This window comes from Bradyrhizobium sp. SZCCHNPS1003 (assembly GCF_032381555.1).
Classification (GTDB): domain Bacteria; phylum Pseudomonadota; class Alphaproteobacteria; order Rhizobiales; family Xanthobacteraceae; genus Bradyrhizobium.
Genome location: NZ_JAUHIU010000028.1, coordinates 1 through 18,735, shown reverse-complemented (window position 1 = coordinate 18,735; position 18,735 = coordinate 1). Strand labels below are relative to the sequence as shown.

General features: G+C 66.5%; 21 protein-coding genes and 1 riboswitch. Of the genes, 9 read left to right on the top strand and 12 right to left on the bottom strand.

Annotated features, from left to right (window positions below; all coding sequences use genetic code 11):
* The 3 genes from cobW to QX126_RS31285 are packed head-to-tail and all read right to left on the bottom strand — an operon-like array spanning position 1 to position 2,089.
* Positions 1–1,038: a cobalamin biosynthesis protein CobW gene (cobW, locus tag QX126_RS31295; protein ID WP_315786198.1), complete on the bottom strand. Its 1,038-nt coding sequence runs from the start codon at positions 1,036–1,038 to the stop codon at positions 1–3.
* A gap of 19 nt (positions 1,039–1,057) precedes the next feature.
* A complete protein-coding gene (locus QX126_RS31290) occupies positions 1,058–1,453 on the bottom strand; it encodes a DUF1636 domain-containing protein (RefSeq protein WP_315739769.1) in 396 nt (131 codons plus the stop codon).
* A gap of 3 nt (positions 1,454–1,456) precedes the next feature.
* Complete coding sequence (locus QX126_RS31285; RefSeq protein WP_315786196.1) at positions 1,457–2,089, bottom strand: HupE/UreJ family protein; 633 nt, start codon at positions 2,087–2,089, stop codon at positions 1,457–1,459.
* 118 nt (positions 2,090–2,207) lie between these two features.
* Positions 2,208–2,401: riboswitch (cobalamin riboswitch) on the bottom strand.
* Between the two features lie 34 nt (positions 2,402–2,435).
* On the opposite strand from QX126_RS31285, the gene cobU reads away from it, so the two are divergent.
* From cobU to QX126_RS31270, 3 genes are read left to right on the top strand one after another with little or no spacing between them, the layout of a single operon-like run.
* Complete coding sequence (cobU, locus tag QX126_RS31280; RefSeq protein WP_315786193.1) at positions 2,436–2,972, top strand: bifunctional adenosylcobinamide kinase/adenosylcobinamide-phosphate guanylyltransferase; 537 nt, start codon at positions 2,436–2,438, stop codon at positions 2,970–2,972.
* 16 nt (positions 2,973–2,988) lie between these two features.
* Positions 2,989–3,597, top strand: coding sequence for a cob(I)yrinic acid a,c-diamide adenosyltransferase (gene cobO, locus QX126_RS31275; protein ID WP_315786192.1), 609 nt, complete (start codon positions 2,989–2,991; stop codon positions 3,595–3,597).
* Positions 3,598–3,601: 4 nt separating this feature from the next.
* Positions 3,602–5,095, top strand: a complete 1,494-nt coding sequence (locus QX126_RS31270) for a cobyric acid synthase (protein ID WP_315786190.1) — start codon at positions 3,602–3,604, stop codon at positions 5,093–5,095.
* Here the strand turns inward: QX126_RS31270 and cbiB are convergent.
* On the bottom strand, positions 5,082–6,050 hold the full coding sequence (gene cbiB / locus QX126_RS31265; RefSeq protein ID WP_315786188.1) for an adenosylcobinamide-phosphate synthase CbiB: 969 nt from the start codon (positions 6,048–6,050) through the stop codon (positions 5,082–5,084). The two genes, QX126_RS31270 and cbiB, sit on opposite strands and share 14 nt — an antisense overlap.
* Before the next feature lie 22 nt (positions 6,051–6,072).
* Between cbiB and cobD the strand changes: the two genes are divergently transcribed.
* A complete protein-coding gene (cobD, locus tag QX126_RS31260; RefSeq protein ID WP_315786186.1) occupies positions 6,073–7,104 on the top strand; it encodes a threonine-phosphate decarboxylase CobD in 1,032 nt (343 codons plus the stop codon).
* On the opposite strand, the gene cobS is transcribed toward cobD, so the two are convergent.
* Genes cobS through cobT form a run of 3 tightly spaced genes read right to left on the bottom strand, consistent with a single transcriptional unit; the run spans position 7,101 to position 9,465 of the window.
* Positions 7,101–7,820 carry an adenosylcobinamide-GDP ribazoletransferase gene (gene cobS / locus QX126_RS31255; protein ID WP_315739776.1) on the bottom strand — a complete coding sequence of 240 codons (720 nt, stop codon included), beginning with the start codon at positions 7,818–7,820 and terminating at the stop codon, positions 7,101–7,103. The genes cobD and cobS overlap by 4 nt on opposite strands.
* On the bottom strand, positions 7,817–8,410 hold the full coding sequence (locus QX126_RS31250; protein WP_315786185.1) for a histidine phosphatase family protein: 594 nt from the start codon (positions 8,408–8,410) through the stop codon (positions 7,817–7,819). Before QX126_RS31250 ends, cobS begins: the two co-directional genes overlap by 4 nt.
* Positions 8,410–9,465 (bottom strand): nicotinate-nucleotide--dimethylbenzimidazole phosphoribosyltransferase, encoded by a 1,056-nt coding sequence (cobT, locus tag QX126_RS31245; RefSeq protein ID WP_315786280.1) that lies wholly within the window; start codon positions 9,463–9,465, stop codon positions 8,410–8,412. Before cobT ends, QX126_RS31250 begins: the two co-directional genes overlap by 1 nt.
* Positions 9,466–9,608: 143 nt before the next feature.
* Between cobT and QX126_RS31240 the strand changes: the two genes are divergently transcribed.
* Together QX126_RS31240 and QX126_RS31235 are read left to right on the top strand one after the other, a co-directional pair.
* Positions 9,609–11,966 carry an Orn/Lys/Arg decarboxylase N-terminal domain-containing protein gene (locus QX126_RS31240; protein ID WP_315786183.1) on the top strand — a complete coding sequence of 786 codons (2,358 nt, stop codon included), beginning with the start codon at positions 9,609–9,611 and terminating at the stop codon, positions 11,964–11,966.
* Positions 11,967–11,974: 8 nt separating this feature from the next.
* Positions 11,975–12,547 (top strand): GNAT family N-acetyltransferase, encoded by a 573-nt coding sequence (locus QX126_RS31235; protein ID WP_315786181.1) that lies wholly within the window; start codon positions 11,975–11,977, stop codon positions 12,545–12,547.
* An 8-nt stretch (positions 12,548–12,555) separates the two neighbouring features.
* Here QX126_RS31235 and QX126_RS31230 read toward each other — a convergent pair whose 3' ends face one another.
* The 3 genes from QX126_RS31230 to QX126_RS31220 form a co-directional block, all read right to left on the bottom strand.
* On the bottom strand, positions 12,556–12,768 hold the full coding sequence (locus QX126_RS31230) for a hypothetical protein (protein WP_315739782.1): 213 nt from the start codon (positions 12,766–12,768) through the stop codon (positions 12,556–12,558).
* Between the two features lie 269 nt (positions 12,769–13,037).
* Positions 13,038–13,166 carry a hypothetical protein gene (locus QX126_RS31225; protein WP_315739783.1) on the bottom strand — a complete coding sequence of 43 codons (129 nt, stop codon included), beginning with the start codon at positions 13,164–13,166 and terminating at the stop codon, positions 13,038–13,040.
* A 33-nt stretch (positions 13,167–13,199) separates the two neighbouring features.
* Positions 13,200–14,249 (bottom strand): hydroxyacid dehydrogenase, encoded by a 1,050-nt coding sequence (locus tag QX126_RS31220; protein WP_315786179.1) that lies wholly within the window; start codon positions 14,247–14,249, stop codon positions 13,200–13,202.
* 160 nt (positions 14,250–14,409) lie between these two features.
* Here QX126_RS31220 and QX126_RS31215 point away from each other — a divergent pair, with 160 nt between their 5' ends.
* The 3 genes from QX126_RS31215 (at position 14,410) to QX126_RS31205 (ending at position 16,041) form a co-directional block, all read left to right on the top strand.
* Complete coding sequence (locus QX126_RS31215; RefSeq protein ID WP_315786175.1) at positions 14,410–14,961, top strand: thiamine pyrophosphate-binding protein; 552 nt, start codon at positions 14,410–14,412, stop codon at positions 14,959–14,961.
* A complete protein-coding gene (locus tag QX126_RS31210) occupies positions 14,958–15,557 on the top strand; it encodes a thiamine pyrophosphate-dependent enzyme (protein ID WP_315786174.1) in 600 nt (199 codons plus the stop codon). Before QX126_RS31215 ends, QX126_RS31210 begins: the two co-directional genes overlap by 4 nt.
* Positions 15,558–15,687: 130 nt before the next feature.
* The gene (locus QX126_RS31205; protein WP_315739787.1) at positions 15,688–16,041 is read left to right on the top strand and encodes a VanZ family protein; all 354 of its coding nucleotides are present in this window, start codon (positions 15,688–15,690) and stop codon (positions 16,039–16,041) included.
* Positions 16,042–16,093: 52 nt separating this feature from the next.
* On the opposite strand, the gene QX126_RS31200 is transcribed toward QX126_RS31205, so the two are convergent.
* Together QX126_RS31200 and ltrA are read right to left on the bottom strand one after the other, a co-directional pair.
* Positions 16,094–16,483 (bottom strand): DUF1236 domain-containing protein, encoded by a 390-nt coding sequence (locus QX126_RS31200; protein ID WP_315718467.1) that lies wholly within the window; start codon positions 16,481–16,483, stop codon positions 16,094–16,096.
* Between the two features lie 355 nt (positions 16,484–16,838).
* A complete protein-coding gene (gene ltrA / locus QX126_RS31195) occupies positions 16,839–18,215 on the bottom strand; it encodes a group II intron reverse transcriptase/maturase (protein ID WP_409997696.1) in 1,377 nt (458 codons plus the stop codon).
* Positions 18,216–18,735 lie beyond the last annotated feature (520 nt).

Here is an 18,735-nt window from a genome sequence, read left to right as displayed (position 1 = left end):
CTATCCTGTGATCAGGCTCTGGATGGCGGCGGCATCGAGGCCGCGCTCGCCGATGATCACCAGCCGCCCCTGCCGCGATTCGCCGGATCGCCACGGGCGCTCGAACTGATGCTGGATGCGGTTGCCGACGGCCTGCACCAGGAGGCGCAGCGGCTTGCCGGCGACTTCCACGAACCCCTTCACGCGCAATACGTCATGCGCGTCGACGGCGGCCGCGATGCGGTCGACGAGCGCATCGGGCGAAGCCTGCGCCGGAACGTCGAGCACGAAACTCTCGAAATCGTCGTGGTCGTGCTCGGCCTCGTTGTCGTGATGCGACGGCCGGGCCGCGAGATCGTCCTCCGCCGCGGCACCGAGCCCGAGCAGAATTGAAGCCGACAGCTTGCCGTGCTCCGTCGCGATCACCTTGACGGCACGCTGCACCTTCGCCGCGATCTCGGCCGCGACATCCTTGCGCTGCTCCTCGCTCATCAGGTCGCTCTTGTTCATCACGACGAGATCGGCGCACAGCAGCTGGTCCTCGTAGACCTCCTCCAGCGGGTTGTCGTGATCGAGCGAAGCATCACTGGCGCGCTGCGCGGCGAGCGCGTCGGGATCGTCGGCGAAGCGGCCGGCGACCACCGCCGGGCCGTCGACGACCGCCACCACACCGTCGACGGTGACGCGCGTCGCGATCTCCGGCCAGTTGAAGGCCTGCACCAGCGGCTTCGGCAGCGCGAGCCCCGAGGTCTCGATCACGATATGCTCGGGCGGCTCCTTCTGATCCAGCAGGCTCCTGAGCGCGGGCACGAAATCATCGGCAACGGTGCAGCACAGACAGCCGTTCGACAGCTCGACGATGCGATCCTCCGGACAGTCCGGCACGCCGCAGCCTTTCAGGATGTCGCCGTCGATGCCGACATCGCCGAACTCGTTGACGATGATGGCGAGCCGGCGACCGTTCGCGGTCTCGATCAGGTTGCGCACCAGCGTGGTCTTGCCGGCGCCGAGGAAACCGGTGACGATGGTGCAAGGCGTCTTGGCGAACGACTTCGTCATGGCGATACGATCTCTCGTTTCAGCGTGGTGCTGACAGCGCGGGAACGCGCGCAACGGTGTTCTTGCGGATGTATTCGGGACGCTCGCGCCAGGCCGGCAGGCCGGCGTCATGGCGCTGATGCAGCTGCGCGAATGTCAGCACATCCTGAACATGCAGATCCGGATCGAGCGCGCCGAGCACGTAGGTCCATTTGCCCGGCGCCGTCACTGCAACCGTGCACGCACGATTGCAGTTGGACAGGCACTCGACGCCGACCACGGCGACACCGGCGCGCTGCGCGGTCGGCAACGTCTCGATCGCGGCGAGCAGACGGGCTCCGGCCCGCGGCTGATCAGGCGGCGTAGGTTCCGTCGCCTGCGAACGGCAGGTGACGCAGACGAACAGCGTCGTCTCACCAGTCTCCGATGCGGTCATCAATCAGCCGATCACGCCGGCCGCCGTCGCCGCGGCGACCCCACCCACCAGCACGATGGCAGCGCCCGCGAGCCGCAGCGCCAGCGGCGCAGCCGCCTTGGCCTTCGCCGACAGCAGCCTGGTGCCGAGGAACGCGCCGGCGGCGATGAGGGTCTGGATCACGAGCAGACCGGCGAGATAGGCCCCGAGCGGGGTGTTCTCGGCCCCAACGATCGATTCACCCAGCGCATATCCATGGACGAGGCCGGTCACGGCGAACAGGCCGGCGACGGGCAGCACGCCGAAACCGCCACGCATCACCACCACCAGCCCAACCACGACGGTGGTCAGGCCGACCAGCAGCTCGGCAGCCGGGATGTTGGCCTTGGCCACATGAAGGCCGACGCCCGCGATCATCGCTGTGGTGAAGGCGAGCACCGGCGCGAAGCCGCGGCCCAGAAGCGCTGCAACGATGCCCGCGCCCACGATCGCGGCCAGGTGGTCGATTCCGATGACAGGATGGCCGAGGCCGGACAGCAGGCCCTGCGCAAACGTCTGCGGCAGCTTGCCCCCCATCATGTGATGCGCGAAGGCGGGATCGGCGGCGAGCAGCACCAGGCTCGCGGCTGCAAAGGTCGTGGTACGGGTCAACTTCATGGCCGTCTCCGTCGCTTGCCGGCTCCCCAGAGGGCCGGACGATGCGCTGCATCCGACGGCATCCCGCCCATCCCGGCGGGATCAGAACCAGCATCGCGACTCCCCGCGCGACGGGTCGGCCAACAGCAATGTCGACGGCAGGTCTCCTGGCTCTCGGGTCACCGCATGAAGCCACCTTCCCGGTTTCCCAGTGGTGTCTTGGCCTCACACTCGCCGATTACAGTTGCGGGGGCAGCCACGGCCTTGGGTCAAGAACCCGCACCGTGTTCCCTAAATCTCTCCTTTCGGAGAACCGTCATCTGTTAGATACGGGTCGCGCCAAAGCCCGTCAATCGGAATCGTCCCCATGGTCCCCGCCCGCCCGCATCCCGCCCTGCCGCGCCTCACCCTGGTGCTCGGCGGCGCGCGTTCCGGCAAGAGCCGTCATGCCGAGGCGCTCGTGACCGCCCTTCCCGCACCTTGGACCTATGTTGCGACCGCGCAGGCGTTCGACGATGAGATGAAGGACCGAATCGCGCAGCACAAAGCGCGCCGCACCGAGGGATGGCAGACGTTGGAGACCACGCATGATCTTGCAGGCCTGGTCCGTGCACGGGCAAATTCGAGCGCGCCGATGCTGATCGATTGCCTGACGCTGTGGCTCAGCAATGTGATGCTCGCCGACATGAACGTTCCGGCACGATGCGCCGAGCTGATCGAGGCGTTCAGGGACGCGCCTGGCCCCATCGTGGCCGTGTCCAACGAAGTCGGACTCGGCATCGTGCCGGACAATGCGCTTGCCCGCGCCTTCCGTGATGCGCAGGGACGGCTGAACCAGGAGGTCGCGGCTGTCGCGGATCGCGTGATCCTGATGGCGGCCGGCCTGCCGCTGACGTTGAAGTGACCAGGAGAAAATGTCGATGACCGGAAGCGCCGACGATTCACGCCACAAAGCGAAGATGGAGAACCGCAAGGCGGTGCAGGATGCCGAGGTTGCCTCCAAGACCGTCGAGAAGGGCCTGCTGATCGTTCACACCGGCAAGGGCAAGGGCAAATCGACGGCGGCCTGGGGCCTGATGCTGCGCGCACTCGGCCGCGGTTTTCGCATCGGCGTCGTGCAGTTCGGCAAGGGCGCGTGGGAAACCGGCGAGCGCAAGGCGATCGAGAAGTTCGGCGACCAGGTGTCGTGGCACACGCTCGGCGAAGGCTTTACGTGGGAGACGCAGGATCGGGCGCGCGACGTCGCCGCGGCCGAGCGCGCCTGGACGAAGGCTCGGGAATTGATGGCGGATCCTTCGATCCGGCTGCTCGTTCTCGACGAGCTCAACATCGCGCTGCGCTACGATCACCTTGATATCGCAGACGTCGTCGCCACGCTCGCAGGGCGCCGTCCCGATCTGCACGTCGTCGTCACCGGTCGCAACGCCAAGCCGGAGCTGATCGAGGCCGCCGATCTCGTCACCGAGATGAACCTCGTCAAGCATCACTTCGCAGCCGGCGTGAAGGCGCAGGAAGGCATCGAGTACTAGGCTCATGAGCGCGCGCGCCATCATGTTCCAGGGCACCGGTTCCGACGTCGGCAAATCGCTGATCGTCGCCGGGCTCGCGCGCGCGCTGACATTGCGCGGCCTCAAGGTGGCGCCGTTCAAGCCGCAGAACATGTCGAACAATGCCGCCGTCACCGCTGATGGCGGCGAGATCGGCCGTGCCCAGGCGCTGCAGGCGCGCGCGGCGCGGCGGCCGACGACGGTGCACATGAACCCGGTGCTGCTGAAGCCGCAGAGCGAGATCGGGTCGCAGGTCGTGGTTCAGGGTCGCGTCATCGGCAACGCCAAGGCATCCGCCTATCAGGCGATGAAGCCGCAACTGATGGCGGCCGTGCTCGACAGCTTCCATCAGCTCGCAGCGGATGCCGACATCGTGCTGGTCGAAGGCGCAGGCTCCGCCTCCGAGATCAACCTGCGCGGCGGCGACATCGCCAACATGGGTTTCGCGCAAGCGACGCAGATTCCGGTGGTGCTGATCGGCGATATCGATCGGGGCGGCGTGATTGCGAGCCTGGTCGGCACCAGGACTGTGATCCCGCCGGACGATGCCGCGCGCGTGGCAGGTTTCCTCGTCAACAAGTTTCGCGGCGATCCGGCCTTGTTTGCGTCGGGCATGAACGAGATCGCGCAGCGGACGGGGTGGACATCGCTCGGGCTCATTCCGCATTTTTCGGATGCGCGCCGCCTGCCAGCGGAGGACGCGCTTGGCCTGGCTGAGCGCGGAACATCGGGAGGACAACGGCCGAAGGTCGTCATCCTCGCCTACCCGCGCATATCCAATTTCGACGAGTTCGATCCGTTACGGCTGGAGGACGGGATCGATCTGCAGTTCCTGCGGCCGGGCAAACCCATTCCCGGCGACGCATCGATCGTGATCCTGCCGGGCTCGAAGGCGACGATCGCCGATCTCGGCGCGCTGCGCGACGCCGGCTGGGACATCGATCTCGCCGCGCATCTGCGCCGCGGCGGCCGCGTGCTCGGCATCTGCGGCGGCTATCAGATGCTGGGGCACGTGATCTGCGACCCCGACGGGCACGAGGGTGCACCTGGTTCCGTCGCTGGACTTGGCCTGCTCGACGTCGAAACGACATTGACCGATGATAAGGCCTTGCGCGAGGTCCAGGGCACGCTGATGGACGACCAGCTGTCGTTCCACGGCTACGAGATGCATATCGGCCACACTGACGGACCGGCGACACAGAGCCCCTTCCTGACCTTCTCCGACGGCCGTCGCGATGGCGCCATCGCAACGAATGGCCTGGTTACCGGCTGCTATGTGCATGGCCTGTTCGCCGATGATGGCCTGCGCGCCCATTGGCTGCGCGGCCTCGGCGCGACGACGAGCGGCTTAGCCTATGAGACCGATGTGGACACGACGTTGGATGCACTCGCGGCGCATCTCGAGCGCTACGTTGACGTGAACCGAATCCTCGCATTGGCGAGCAAGCCCACGCCGGCCGTGGCGGCTACAGGATCTTGACCAGGACGAGTCCTGCGACGGCCAGGGCTTGAACCAGACAGGCCAGCCGATACAGCCGCAAGGCCTGCCGGATGTCGGAGGCGTTGAGATCGGCGCGCCCGTCGCCCATCCAGGCATCGGTGACGAGATGACCGTGATAGACGCGCGGCCCCGCCAGGCGCAGTCCGAGCGCACCAGCCATCGCCGCCTCCGGCCAGCCGGCATTGGGCGAACGATGCTTCGACGCATCACGTGCAACGGCTCGCACCGCGGCCGAAGCCGAGGCGCTCGGGATGCAGGCCGCAGCGGCTGCGATCCACAGCGCGGACAGGCGCGAGGCCGGCAGGTTGACGAGATCGTCGAGCCGCGCCGCCGCCCAGCCGAACGCGCGGTGCCGGTCCGAGAGATGACCGATCATGCTGTCCGCGGTGTTGAGAGCCTTGTAGATCAGGATACCTGGAAGACCACCGACGACGAGCCAGAACACGGGTGCGACGACGCCATCGGAGAAGTTTTCTGCCAGGCTCTCGATCGCGGCCCGCGCAACGCCTGCTTCATCCAGCCGATCGGGATCGCGGCCGACGATCATCGAGACCGCTCGGCGGCCGCCCTCGAGCCCCTCCTGCTCCAGTCCCTCTGCAACCGCGGCGACATGCGTGTCGAGACTGCGCTGGGCCAGCAGGCTGCTTGCCGCCACACCAAGGATGATCGTTGCGACCGGCTCGCCCACGACCGCCTGCATCACCCACGCTGCGGCGAGGCCGATGGTCATCCCCCCCGCGACGAGCAGGCACACGAGCGCAATGCCGCGCGCACGTCGTGCGGCAAAGCCGTCTGCCCCGTTCCAGCGGCGGTCCGCCCATGCTATCAGCGCACCCATCCACATCACGGGATGGCCGATCCGCCGCACCAGGACCTGGGGATAACCGACCGCCGCCTCGACGAGCAGCGCCGTGAGCGCGAGAGAGACGAACATCGATCTCCGCTGAAGGACAGACATGGACGACAGAGCGACTAGCACGGGCGCGGACCAGCCGGAAGCGATCCTTCACGGCGGCGATCTCGCTGCGATCAGCCGTCGCTACCCGGATGCGCCGCGGCCGTGGATCGATCTGTCGACCGGCATCAATCCCATAGCCTACCCGGTGCCGACCATCCCGCCCGCAAGTTGGGCGCGCTTGCCGGCCCAAGCCGAAGACGACGCGCTGTGCGCAGCGGCTGCTGCGCGCTATGGCGTGGCGGGGCCCGAAATGATCGTTGCCGCGCCCGGCACGCAGGCGCTGTTGCAGATCCTGCCGCGGCTGCGCCCGCGCTCGAGGGTTGCCGTGCTCGCCCCGACCTACGAGGAGCATGCGCTGTGCTGGCGCCGCTGTGGGCATCGCGTCGGTCTGGTCGATGATGTCGATGCGCTCGCCGATGCCGATGTTGCCGTCGTCGTGAATCCCAACAATCCCACCGGCCGCCTGCTGCCCCGCGATGTGCTGGTCGGATTGGCCGCGACCTTGCGCCGGCGCGACGGCCTGCTGATCGTCGACGAAGCATTCATCGATCTTTGTCCCGCCGACGCCAGCCTCGCAGCCGACCTGCCGCCGGCGACGATCGTGCTGCGCTCGTTCGGCAAGACCTACGGCCTTGCCGGCGTCCGCCTCGGTTTCGCGATCGACTCCGCTGACGTCGTCCGCCGACTCCGCGACGAGCTCGGGCCTTGGGCCGTATCCGGACCTGCGCTCGCGATCGGAACGACGGCCTTGGCCGACGCTGCTTGGCTGGAGCAGACACGCGCGCGGCTGGCGAACGACTGTCAGCGCATCGACGATCTTCTGAGCAAGGCCGGCTGCGCGGTCATCGGCGGCACGCCGCTGTTCAGGCTGATCACATCGCCGAACGCGCCTGACATCGCCGAGCGGCTCGCCCGGCACGGCATCCACGTCCGGCGCTTTCCGGCTCAGCCGAGCTGGCTGCGCTTCGGCCTGCCGGGCAATGCGTCCGAGTGGCACCGGCTGGCGCCGGCGCTCGGCGATGCCTTCTAACCGAGCACGCAGGCGGCAAGCAGCAGCGTTTCCGTGACCTCGATGCTGGCGCCATGGCAATCGCCGGTGATGCCGCCGAGCCGCCATTGCCAGTAGAACGCGACCGCCGGAACGAGACCAATCGCAACCAGCGTCGGTACCGCGCCGGCGAGCGCACCGATCGCGAGTCCGCCGCCCCAGGCGACGATGACGTTCCAGCCGACGCTGTTCGAGATGCTCGCCCCCAGCCCCGGCTTCAGCGACAGCAGCGTCTTGTTGCACACCAGCGTTCCCCAGCGCGCCCAGGCCGGGATCAGCACGAGCGCCCAGGCCGTCGGCCCCGTCGCCAGCTCGGCGATCAGCACCAGCTTCGCGGCGATCTGCAGGGATATCGCGACGACAGCGAAGCTGCCGGCGTGGGGATCGCCAAGCACGGCGATGAAGCGCTCCGGCTTGCCATGCGAGGCGCCGAACGCATCGGCGACGTCGCCGAGCCCATCGAGATGCAGCGCGCCGGTGATCCCGATCCAGGCGACCAGCACGGTCAGCGCGACGATCCACGGATCGGCATCATGAAAAAGGCGGGCGACCAGCGCCAGACAGGCGCCAATCACCAGTCCGGCTGCCGGAAACCAGACCGACGCCCGCGCCAGATCGTCCGGTCGTAACTCAGCGACCCGCGGTGTCGGCAGCCGTGTCAGGAATTGCAATGCGATCCAGAATTCACGAAGCATCATGGCTGGATGATCTCGACGATTTCGCCCCAAGGTACACCATCATCGCCCTGCCCGGCTTCGAGCGTGATCCGCGTACCAGGGCGAATGCGTAAGCTCCACAGCTGGTGCAGCGGCCAGCCGAGCAGATGCGAGAGCGCTGCGCGTATGGCGCCGCCATGGGTCACCACGAGAACCGGCGCAGGCTCGGGCCGGACAAGGATATGATGTGTTGCGCGCGCCACTCGCGCCTGCAAATCGGACCAGCTCTCACCGCCCGGCGCCCGGACCTCAGCATCGGCATGGAAGGTGTCGAGCAAGGCTTCGCCTCCGGGCTCCGCGGCGATGTCGCGATGCGTCCGCCCGTCCCAGCGTCCGAAATCGAGCTCGCTCCAATCCGCATCGATGTCCAGCGCACAGTTGGTCTGCCGGGCATAATCCTCCGCTGCCGCACGTGCGCGCGCCAACGGCGAGCTGACGACGCTGTGCCAGATCAGGCTCCGCGTCTGCCGCCGGAATTGATCCCAGCCGAGGTCGCTGAGCGGCGGGTCGGTACGGCCGTCGAGATAGCCGTCCCGTCCTGTCGTCCCGTGCCGCAGCAGATCGATCCGCATCAGGACTTGGCTCCCGAGACGGCGGCCTCCGCAAAGGTGGCCATGCCCCCGTGGAGCGCGCAGGCCAACCGAATGATCGGCAGCGCAGTGGCGGCGCCCGAGGCCTCGCCAAGCCGCAGATCGAGGTCGATCAGCGGACGGGCACCGAGCGCGTCGAGCACGATGGCGTGGCCGCGCTCGGCCGAGCGATGCGAGAACAGCAGCCACGGACGGCAGGAGGGATTGAGGCGGACGGCGGCCAGCGCCGCGACAGAGACGATGAAGCCGTCGACCAGCACCGGCCAGCGCCGCTGCGCGGCGGCGACGATCGCGCCGGCCATCGCAATGATCTCGAAACCGCCGACGGCGGCCAGGACGTCCGCGACGGCCGCTCCCGTCGTGAGCCCGTGTCGCCCCAACGCATCGGCAATCACCGCAGCCTTCCTGGCCCGTCCGTCGGCGTCGAGCCCGGTGCCGCTGCCGACGATGTCCGCGGGCGCGCATGACAGCAGCGCGGCGGCAATCGCTGCCGCCGATGTCGTGTTGCCGATCCCCATCTCGCCGAAGATCACGAGTTGCGGCGCGTGATCGGCCTGCCGCACCACCGCGCGCCGTCCGGCTTCGGCCGCAAACGCGACCTCCTCCAGCGTCAGCGCCGCCTCGGTGCTGAAGTCGCGCGTGCCGCGCCGCGGCTTGTCGACGATCACGCCGGGCACCGGCTCGCTCGCCAGCGTGCCGACGTCGACCACCTCCAGCGGACAGCCGAGGTTGCGCGCCAGCACCGAGATCGCTGCGCCACCGGCCGCGAAGTTGTGCAGCATCTGCACCGTCACTTCCGGCGGATACGCCGACACGCCCCGCGCCGCGATGCCATGGTCCCCCGCGAACAGCACCACCGGGACCCGATCGGCCCCCGGCCGCTCCAACGCCTGCAGCGCCGCCAGCTCGACCGCCACCTGCTCCAATCGCCCAAGGGCGCCAATCGGCTTGGTCAACTGGGCCTGGCGTTCCAGCGCCGCCTGCCGATGGAGCTCGGACGGCGCCACACAATCAAGGCTGATCCATTCGGGAAGCACCACGGATCCTTTCAGCATCACTCGGGTTCGGGACGATTGCCACTGCGAGGCGACCGAGACAAGCTCCGTGAGGCGCCCTATTGTCATCGAAGCGTCATCGAACGTGACGACAGGTGGCTGCCCACCCAGCCCGAAAGACTCTCATGGAATACTTCCGCCGCTTCACCTTCCTGTTCGCCGCGCCCGTGTTCGAGACCGACGACCTTGCGGGGCTCCGCTTCAACCAGATCATCGAGGAGATCCAGCGCTCGGGCTTCGAGGTGGTGCGCGCCCGCAAGCTGGAGGACGCCGAGATCGCCGTGCAGACGGATGCCGCGATCGGCTGCATGGTCGTCGATTGGGGCAAGAAGGGCCTGGAAGGCAAGACGGCGTCGCTGATCAACCTGATGCGCCGTCGCGGACTGGACTTCCCGATCATCCTCCTGATCCGCCGCAAGCGGTTCGAGGATCTGCCGGTCGAGGTGCTCGACTTCATCGACGGATACGTCTTCCTGTCGGAGGAGACTCCAGCCTTCATCGCCAAGAACCTGGTCAGCCGGCTGAAGCAATATGCCGAGACACTGAAGACGCCATTCTTCGGCGCGCTGGTCGACTATGCCGAGGAAGGCAACCAGCTCTGGACCTGCCCCGGGCACAATGGCGGCGTGTTCTATAGCCGCAGCCCGATCGGCCGGGTCTTCGTCGAGCATCTCGGCGAGGCCGTGTTCCGCGACGATCTCGACAATTCCGTGCTCGATCTCGGCGATCTCCTGACCCATGAGGGGCCGGCGCTGCGCGCGCAGAAGGAAGCCGCGCAGATCTTCGGCGCCGAGAAGACCTATTTCGTCCTCAACGGTACCTCGACCTCCAACAAGGTCGTGCTCGGGGCCCTGGTCACCGACGGCGACCTCGTGCTGTTCGATCGCAACAACCACAAGGCCGCTCATCACGGCGCACTGCTGATTTCGGGCGGCGTCCCGATCTACATCCCAACGGTTCGCAACCCCTGGGGCCTGATCGGCCCGATGCGCTGGGATCTGCTGGACGAAGAGCATCTGCGACAGCAGATCCGCGACAACCCGCTGGTCAAGGACCCCGACGCCTGGCGCAAGGAGCGGCCGTTCCGCGTCGCGGTGGTCGAGGAGTGCACCTATGACGGCACGATCCACAGCGCCGAGATGATCCTGAAGCGGATCGGGCATCTCTGCGACTACATCATGTTCGACGAGGCCTGGGCGGGCTTCATGAAATTCCACCCGCTCTACGCCGGCCGCTTCGCCATGGGCCTCGGCGAGCTCGGACCCGACGCCCCCGGCATCATCGCCACGCAATCGACCCACAAGCAGCTCGCGAGCTTCTCCCAGGCCTCGCAGATCCACGTCAAGGACCGCCACATCAAGGGCCAGCGGCGGCGGGTCGAGCATCGCCGCTTCAACGAAAGCTTCATGCAGCACGCCTCGACCTCGCCGTTCTATCCGCTGTTCGCCTCGCTGGACGTCGGCGCGCAGATGATGAAGGGCCGCTCCGGCGAGGTGCTGTGGGACGACACGATCCGACTCGGAATCGAATTGCGCAAGAAGATCAGGACGATGCGCCGGGAATTCGAGGAGAAGGAGAAGGATCCGGCGCGGCGCTGGTTCTTCGAGCCGTTCGTGCCGGACCGGGTGTCGATCCCCGATGCGGCCAATCCCGGGGCTAGCCATGACGTGGCCTGGGAGGCGATTTCGACCGACCAGCTCGCGACCGATACCGCGCTGTGGCAGCTCACGCCGGGCGCGGCCTGGCACGGCTTTCCGGATCTCGCCCCCGGCTTCGCAATGACCGATCCGAACAAGCTGACCCTGCTGACCCCGGGCTTCGATCGCGCCACCGGCGGCTATGCCGATCACGGCATCCCGGCTCCGATCGTCGCGCAATATCTGCGCGAGAACCGCATCGTGGCGGAGAAGAACGATCTCAACTCGCTACTGTTCCTGCTGACGCCGGGGGTCGAGGCGAGCAAGGCGGGAACCCTGATCAGCGGCCTGGTCGCCTTCAAGCGGCTCCACGATGACAACGTGCTGCTGGAGGACGCCATTCCGGAGTTCACCCGCAAGCGCTTTGCGCGTTACGGCAAGCTGCGGCTGCGCGACCTCTGCGGCGAGATGCACCGCTTCTACCGCGACGCCGAGGTGAGCGCGCTGCAGGCGAAACAGTTTCAGCCGCAGCACATGCCGGAGATCGCGATGTCGCCGCGCGAGGCGGCGCGTGCGCTGATGCGCAATGAGGTCGACTACCTGCCGATCGATCGCATCTCCGACCGCATTGCGACGACCCCCTTCGTGGTCTATCCGCCGGGCATCGCCACCATCGTTCCGGGCGAGCGGCTATCCGACCGCGCCAAGCCGATGATCGATTACCTCAAGATGTTCGAGCGGGCGTTCAACACCTATCCCGGCTTCGACGTCGAGATCCAGGGGCTGTACAAGGAGATCGACGAAGCTGGCCGGATCCGGCTCCATACCTATGTCTGCGCAGAGTAATTCGAACCATGGACAGCGCGATCACGGCTCGCGAGACCGAGCCGCCGGTCCTCGTCAGGCCGTCACGCGACGAAGATGTCGAGGCCATGCTCTCGATCTACCGGCGGCACGTCCGCCGCGGGGTCGAGGACAGCGCCGCCGGTTCCGGGGCGCCCGAGCCGGACGACCTCAAGCAGCGGCGCAAGAATCTGCGAAATCATCGGCTGCCACATCTTGTCGCGACATTCCGCGGCGAAGTCGTGGGCTATGCCTATGTCGTCTTGTTCAGGAAGCGGCCGGCCTACCGGTTCGCGGTCAAGCATTCGATCTATGTCCACCATGAGCATCTCGGCCGTGGTGTCGGCGGGCTGCTGATGCAGGCGCTGATCGATGCTTCCGCCGCGGCCGGATATCGCCAGATGATCGGCTATATCGACGCCGATAATGTCGCCTCGCTCGGCATTCATGAGCGCTTCGGGTTCGTCAGGGTGGGGCTGCTGCCGGGAGTAGCCTACCGTTTCGGCCGCTGGTGCGACACAGTGATGGTGCAGCGCTCGCTGGGCCCCGGGGCCAGCGATGCACCGGCTGGGCTGGGCCGCTGAGCCGCAGGTCAGGACGGAAAGTCGGCCGCCTTCACCTCAATGCGGTCGGCATGCAGCGACCAGTCGCGCACCTCCTGCTGTTTACAGAACCTGGACTTTGCGATTTCTGCGGCTTCGCCTTCGCTGTCGGCCTCAACCTCCAACGTGCTCTGGCATATCTCGCACTGGCGGCCATTCTCGCCCAGCACGTCCTTCATGAAATGGATGACATAGCGCGACATGCAACCTCCTGCCTCTCACGCAGTGCTCGAAGGTGATGTTACCGCGCTTCTCCTCCCGCTGTTCACCGATATCAAGCGGCCGATGCAAATATTTGACGCAGCGGTGGAACCGACGCTCAGGCGCCCACCGAAGGCAGGCTCGCGGCGGCGATCGCGACGAACTCCGAGACGGCGCGACGGACGCGGCCGTGGGTCGACTTCAGGATGGCGTTCAACCGGCGCATCGGACCAATTTCCCTTTCGCGCCAAGCGAAAAACGTGGCCTAAGCTCATGGCGCCCCTGGAAAAATGATCAGCCACCACTGGGCTGTCGAGACGGCTCCGAAAATAGCAATGTCCGCTTCGCCGAAGCCGCCCTGGAGAGAAGATTTATTGCTGCGTCGCAGCTTGCGACGCATGAAATCTTCTCCCCGCAATCTCTTCTCTTCTGGCTACGAGGGCGTCACTCCGAACGCCTCGCGGAAACGAGCGCTGTAGCGCGGCCAGGCCTCGGGGTTGATCAGGCGCGGCGGACGCCCGCCGTCAAGCGCGTCGAGCAGCTGCTCGGCTGCGATCCGACCCATGTTCTGTCGCGCCTCCCGCGTCACGCCGGCGGTGTGCGGGCTCGCCAGCACGTTGTCGAGCTGCAGCAGCGGATGGTCCGGCGGCGGCGGCTCCTTGGCCCAGACGTCGAGCCCGGCGCCGGCGATGCGCTTTTCGCTGAGCGCGGCGAACAGCGCCTCCTCGTCATGGATGAAGCCGCGGGCGGTGGTGACGAAATAGGCGCTAGGCTGCATCAGCGCAAGCTCGCGGGCACCGATCATGCCGCGGCTTTCCTTCGTCAGCGGGCAGTTGATCGAGACGAAATCCGAGCGCCGCATCAGGTCCTCGAGTTCCACCTTCTCCGCGCCGCGTGCGGCGATCTCATCGGACGACAGATATGGGTCATAGGCCAGCACCGTCATGCCGAGGATGCCGCGGCACAGCTCGGCAACCCGGCGGCCGACATTGCCAAGCCCGACGATGCCGATCGTCCGTCCCTGCACCTCGTTGCCGATCAAATCGTTGCGGTTGACGTCGCGCTCCCGGCGCAGCCGGCGGTCGGACTGGATGATGCGCTTCGACAGGGTCAGCATCATGCCGAGTGTGTGCTCCGCCACCGAATGGGCGTTGCCGCCGGACTGGTTCACGACGAGGACGCCGGCCTCGGTGCAGGCGTCGACGTCGACCGGGTCGTATCCGGCCCCGTTGCTGGACACGACGAGGAGGTTTGGGGCGCGGCGCAGCAGGTCTGCATCGACATGGAAGCGCGGCGCGAGCTCGTCGCGGGCCGCCCCGATCTGGTAGGCGTGAGCCGCCGCGAGGATCAGCGCCGTCTCGGCCTCGGAGCTCTCGTTCTCCAGCCGGTCGAGCCGGACGTCGGGACGCGCGGCGAGCAGCTCGCTGAAGATCGGGTGCGCCAGATATTTGACGTAGAAGACGCGCTTGGAATTCGCGACCATGAACAGCCGACCTCCTGGTTTCTTGGTTCTTGATCTCGGACTTGAAAGGCGGATGCCTGACCGGCCGGGCCGGCATGTTGACAATCGTTCCGGTGCCGTCAAGCTCAGCGCCAAGCCCCGTGCGCCGGGCCCCCTATCAGGAACGACCGGAGGAGCAGCAATGGCCGCCGATGCCGATGCGGCGCGATCAGCAACCGCTGTGCCGAATTGGCACGAGATCGTGCTGCAGACGTTCAAGCGCAACGCCGTCGACCTCATCCCCTACGTTCCCGACCGCGTCCTGACGCCGCTGATCCACACCCTGCACGACGATCCGTTCTTCACGACCTTTGCGACGGCGCGCGAGGAGGAAGCGGTCGGCATTCTCGCAGGCGCCTGGATGGGCGGCCGGCGCGGCGCGCTGTTGATGCAGACCTCGGGCTTCGCCACGCTCGCCAACGTGCTGGCCTCGCTGATCGTGCCCTGCCAGATCCCGCTGATCATGATCGTGTCCGAGCGCGGCACGCTGGGCGAGTTCAATGTCGGCCAGTCGCTGGTGTGCCGAACCATGCGGCCGGTGCTCGATGCGCTGGCCATGGAGCACCACACCATGACGCGGCTCGACGAGCTCGAATTCGTCGTCGACCGCTCGATCAAGCAGGCGGTGGCGACCCAGGCGCCGGTGGCGCTCATCCTCTCGCCTTTGCTCACCGGCGGAAAGGTGTTCGCATGAGCGCCCCTCGCAGCAACACCAAGATCATGAACCGCTACGACCTCACCTGCCGTCTGGTCGCGAAGCTCAAGCACGAGGAAGCCGTCATCGGCGGCATCGGCAACACCAATTTCGACCTGTGGGCCGCCGGCCAGCGGCCGCAGAATTTCTACATGCTCGGCAGCATGGGGCTGGCCTGCCCGATCGCGCTCGGCGTCGCGCTGGCGCAGCCGCAACGCCCTGTGTTTGCGCTCGAAGGCGACGGCTCGCTGCTGATGCAACTGGGCTGCCTGACCACGATCGCGACGCTGGCGCCGAAGAATTTGGCCATCATCGTCATGGACAATGGCGTCTACCAGATCACCGGAAACCAGCCGACCTCGGCCCGGCAGGCCGACATTGTCGCCATTGCCGCCGGCTGCGGCATTGGCGCCAGCCATTGGGCCGCAGACGAGGAAGATTTCGAACGCTTGATCGCTCTTGCGCTCGAGGCGCCCGGCCCGGTGCTGATCGCGGCGAAGATCGACGATAGGCCCGGTGTGGGCGCCACCAGGCGCGATCCGGCACAGATCCGCGAGCGCTTCATGCAGGGTCTGGGAGTCCGGCAGCCTATCTGAGGCGCCGAACGAAAGCTGTTCGCGGTACGATGAGAAGGCCATGTTCCGGCTTCCGAGCCACGTTAACTAAACCGGTGCCTCAAGCGACCGTGACCCCGGTTCGTGGCCCGGAACGTGCTAAGCAGCGTCCATGATGATCGTCATTCGCCTCTCGGCCTGGCTGCTCGCCGCAGCCGTTGCCTTCGCAACGCTGGGCCCGCCCAACTATAGGCCACATTCGCACCTGGGACAGGACGGCGAACACGCCCTCGCCTTCATCCTGATCGGCCTTGCCTTCGGCCTCGCCTATCGCAGTCATCGGCTGCTGACTACCGGGATTGCGGTGATCCTGATCGGTGCACTCGAACTCTCGCAGTTCCTGGCGCCGGGACGTCACGCGCGGCTGGAAGACTTCATCGTCGACGCCGCGGCCGCCTGCCTCGGATTTGGCCTGTCCGCGGCCATCGACTGGCTCATCCGACAGATCCGCACGCAGACCGCATGACGAGAGGCCCCGCCGCTGATGCGACGAGGCCCCTGTCCGTCAGAACGTCAGATCACTCGATGATCTTGATGACGCGGCGCGTGCGCGGATCGACGATCACGCGGCGATCGTTCACGACGGCGTAGCGATACTCGGTGTAGCGCGGCACCGGGCGCAGCTCGACGGTGGCGGGCAGCGGCTCGCCGACCACGACGCGCTCATGGACGACCACCGACGGCGCGCGCTCGGCCTCGATCGAGTTGATCACCGCGTTCGGAATTTCCAGGCCCGCACCGACGGCGGCGCCGACCGTGCCACCCACCATGGCGCCGACCGGACCGGCAACGGCGCCGCCGGCCGCAGCGCCATTGGCAGCACCTTCGACGGTCGTGGACTGTGCGAACGCAGCGGTCGACGCCAGCAGCGAGGTGGCGATCAGCGAAACGGCAAGACGGGTTCTCATCATTGTCTCTCCTCCAGTGCTTTCGAGATGCCGATCAACACCAAGGGATCGCCTGCAGTTCCGGTTCCAAATGGCCGAAACTTCATCATGCCACCGGAACCAAACCTCGAACTCTTCACCATCGTCGGAGATGATGGAGAGATTGCTCAGTTGCTATCCACGTTTCAAACAACCACGCGCACGTTCGCACTCTCGCGGCGGATCACGCCCGAGTCCTGCGATCGACCGCCCTTCGATGAATCGAGAGGGCGCAGGGAATGCCGGGTGAAGGCCTATCGGGATAGGGGGGAGTCTCGCGACTCCAACCCTCCCACACCACCGTACATACGGATCACGTATACGGCGGTTCGGCGGATTAAGCGGCTTTGCGGGCTGCGAGGAAAGGCAGGCCGAGTGAGGCGAACAAGGACCTTGGCAGAGCGTTGGCCAGTGCGGCGCTGTTGGCGAGCCGCCAGGGACCACGTGGGTTGCCGGCGGTTTTAAGCGCCGTCTCCCGGTCGACGCCGCGGCGTCGCAGCTCGTCGAAGCGAGTAGGACCGCACTTCCATTGGGTCCAGACGACGGCGCGCAACCGCCGCCTGATCCACTCATCGAGCTTGCGCAACACCGACGGCGTCTCGCAGAACCCGAAGTAGCCGCGCCATCCCTTCAGATACAGCGCCAGCTTCTCGATGATCTGCTCCAGGCTTCGGCCAGACTGTCGCCCCGTCAGCTCCCGAACTCTCGCCTTGCAACGGGCAATGGCCTCGGGCGCGATGCGCCGGCGCGGCTTCTTCCCCTGCGTAAAGCTGAAGCCCAGGAACTTGCGGTGGCTCGGTCTGGCGACCGCGCTCTTGGCCCTGTTCACCTTGAGCTCGAGGCGCCGTTCCAGGAATCTCTCGATGCTCGCCATCACCCGCTCGCCTGCTTTCCGACTGCGCACATAGATGTTGCAGTCGTCGGCATAGCGCACGAAGCGATGACCTCGCCTCTCCAGCTCCTTGTCCAGCACGTCCAGCATCAGGTTCGACAGCAGCGGCGAGAGCGGCCCGCCTTGCGGCGTTCCTTCCTCCGTCGGGCTGACCAGCCCTCCCTCCAGCACGCCCGCAGTCAGGAAGCCGCGGATCAGCTTCAGGAGTCGCTTGTCGGCAACCCGCTTGGCGACCAGCCCCATCAGGATGTCGTGATTGACCCGGTCGAAGAACTTCTCCAGATCGATATCCACCACGACCGCGTGCCGGGACGCAATGTAGGTCTGCGCCTTCGCCACCGCCTGATGCGCCGAGCGGCCCGGCCTGAAGCCGAAGCTCGTCTCGGAGAACGTCCGATCCCATTCGCTTTGCAGCACCTGCAGAACCGCCTGCTGGATGAAGCGGTCGAGCACCGTCGGGATGCCGAGCAGCCTGACGCCGCCCGATGCCTTCGGAATCTCGACACGCCGCACCGGCTGCGGCTTGTAGGTGCCGTCGAGCAGTTGGGCGCGGATCGCGAGCCAGTTCACCTTCAGGTAGGCCGGCAGATCATCCACGGTCATCCCGTCGACCCCCGCCGCGCCCTTGTTGCGCTTCACTCGGTCCAATGCCTTCTTCAGGTTCTCACGTGCGACGATCCTTTCCATCGACGGTCCCGCGACCGCCGTCTGATCGAGACAGGCTTTCGCCGCGCGAGCTTCGGCCGCCCCGGCGCCGGCCCGCGGGGCTTCACCCCTCGGTCCGGGGCGAGGGTTCAGATTGCTCTGAGCTTCCTGCCGCATTGGGTCGTGCGAGATCACCGCTCCACCAGAACTTCCATCGTTCGGGCCTTCGGCGGTACGCTGCCGCCTACTATGCCCTCTGCTGACTTCTGCGTCGCGTTCAGATCGCCTTGCGACGACCTCAGTCCCGTTGCCGGGACACGACGCAGATCTCCCGAGGGTAAGACCGACCGCCTTCACCGCATGCCCGTCGGATCTACCACCCCGCCCCTTGATGACCGTGGACTTCGCGATTGGTGGCTCGCTCGTCCGGCCGGGTAGGCCTCACATCCGATGTTTGTTCATCGGGCCGCGGCTTTGCTCCACGCTGTCTTCAGACCCCACCTCGCGATGACGCCCTTGCGCTTCGCTAATCCTTCGCCGCCATCAGGCTGGATAGAGGACTTCCACCTCCAAGCTGTCGTTCATACTCGGCACACCACCCATGGCCCGCCTGCGAAAAGAATGCAGGCGGCAGGTACCACAGATCCTATGGGGCGGCGGGTGGTCAAGAAGGGTTAGGATTGGATTTCCGAACCAT